We start from the raw sequence: 1,851 nt of genomic DNA, 5'->3' as shown, positions 1-1,851 counted from the left end.
GTACAGGCCAGCATCACTTACACCCTGGGCTCGACCACGCTTGAGAACCTGACCCTGACCGGCAACGCCAATATCAACGGCACAGGCAACGGCATCGCCAACGTGATCGTGGGCAACAGCAACGCCAACACCCTCTCGGGCCTGGCGGGTGCCGACACCTTGACCGGTGGCGCCGGCGCGGACCACTTCCTGGATACCGCCGCCAACCTCAACGGCGACCGCATCACGGACCTCTCGGCCGAAGACTTCATCGACGTCACCGGCGTGCGCTTTGCCGGCGTGCGCTACACCAAGGCCACAGGGCTGTTGGAACTGGACACCGCCGGCAACGGCAGCTACGCCACCAAGCTCACCGTCTCCAGCGGATTGGACGGCGTGTTCCTGAGCTTCACCAGCCCCGCAGGTGACCCGGCCGCGACCCAGATCCACTACATGGCAGACAGCGACGCCGACGGCATCCCGGACTACCAGGACAACGCCATCAACGTGCCCAACCCCGACCAGCGCGACACCGATGGTGACGGCTACGGCAACGCGACCGATGCCGACTTCAACCAGGACCACGAAGTCGACATCTTCGACCTGGCGATGATGGACGACGCCTTCTTCGGCAGCGACGCGGACATGGACATGAACGGCGACGGTTTCGTGGACGTGTTCGACCTGGCGATGTTGGACGACCTGTTCGGCAAGTCCCAGACGGGCACCTCCTACGTGGATCTGCCGGTGCCCAAGTACATCAAGCCCAGCGCCTTCGTGGCGCCCGGGCCCGCGGCACAGGCCGTTACGTCCGTGGTCGGCATCGACCTCAGCGCGGACCGCTTCGACTACGGCGCCATGAGGTCGATGCAGTTCGGCGCCGCAGACGAACTGCCCCCCACCACACGCTCCAGCCTGCATCACCAGGCGCTGACCACCGCGCACGAGGGCGCGCTGGCCTGGGACGGATTCGACGCCCCCAGTGCCCTCGACGGCCTGTATGGCGACCCGATGGAAGTGGCCCTGATCGGTGTGCCGGACTCACAGCATCCGGCACAGCTTGCGTTCTCGCTGTGAGTTGCTGCTGCTGACCATGAACTCCGTTCGTTCATAACCCAACCTTTTGCTCAGGAGAATCCATGAACATCAAGGCATTGATCGCCGTCGCCGCCCTGGCTGCTGCCCCTCACCTGGCCAGTGCACAAGCGCAGGTCACACTCAGTGCCGCTAGCCAGACGGTGGATGTGGGCGACACCTTCTCGCTGCTGGTCGATGGACTGGGCTTCAACACCACGCCGGCGAACCTGCCGATCAACAACTTCCAAGGCGGACAGAATGTCGCGTTCAGCTTTGACGCGAGCATCTTGGAGTTGCTCAGCGTGAGCATCGACCCGATCTGGTCGTTCAGAGCCTTGCCCGGAACGATCGACAACGCGGCTGGCAAGTTGACGGGGGTGACCTTTCTGGTCACGCCGGCCTTGGTGCCGGCAGGGCCGGACTACAGCTTCCACTTTGCGACGCTGCAATTCCGGGCACTGGGTGCAGGCACGGGGCATGTGGCGGTGACCGGCGGGACCTTCGTGGGCAAGGTCAATAACCAGGCTGCGCGCTCCATTGCACCCACCCTGGGCAGCGCAGAAGTCAACGTCGTCAGCGTGCCGGAGCCGTCGACCTATGCGCTGATGCTGGCAGGGATCGTGGCGGTAGGCAGTGTCGCGCGTCGGCGCTCGGCCAGTTCGCGCGCCTGAACCTTGAACGGACACGAGCGACGGATGACCACATCAACGAGCGGCATGGCGGCCCACCTGCGGGTGGCCGCCATGTTCTTCAGGTACGCCTGGCTGTTCAGCCTGTTCATCAACCTCACACTGC

2 protein-coding genes are annotated in these 1,851 nt (G+C 64.5%); both read left to right on the top strand.

All coding sequences use genetic code 11. The annotated features are described in order from the left end of the window. Window positions 1-1,056 (top strand): hypothetical protein (locus WG898_RS25085; RefSeq protein ID WP_506546840.1); only part of this gene is annotated, 1,056 nt, incomplete at its 5' end. 62 nt (window positions 1,057-1,118) lie between these two features. Then, complete coding sequence (locus WG898_RS25080) at window positions 1,119-1,727, top strand: PEP-CTERM sorting domain-containing protein (protein WP_339605506.1); 609 nt, start codon at window positions 1,119-1,121, stop codon at window positions 1,725-1,727. Window positions 1,728-1,851 lie beyond the last annotated feature (124 nt).

This window comes from Paucibacter soli, from assembly GCF_037482845.1.
In the GTDB taxonomy this organism is placed as follows: Bacteria; Pseudomonadota; Gammaproteobacteria; order Burkholderiales; family Burkholderiaceae_C; genus Paucibacter_B; species Paucibacter_B soli.
This window is presented reverse-complemented; position numbering and strand designations above follow the sequence as displayed.

Coding starts and splice junctions, on each gene's coding strand:
- WG898_RS25080 (WP_339605506.1), top strand. CDS start 1,119: ATGAACATCAAGGCATTGATCGCCGTCGCCGCCCTGGCTGCTGCCCCT.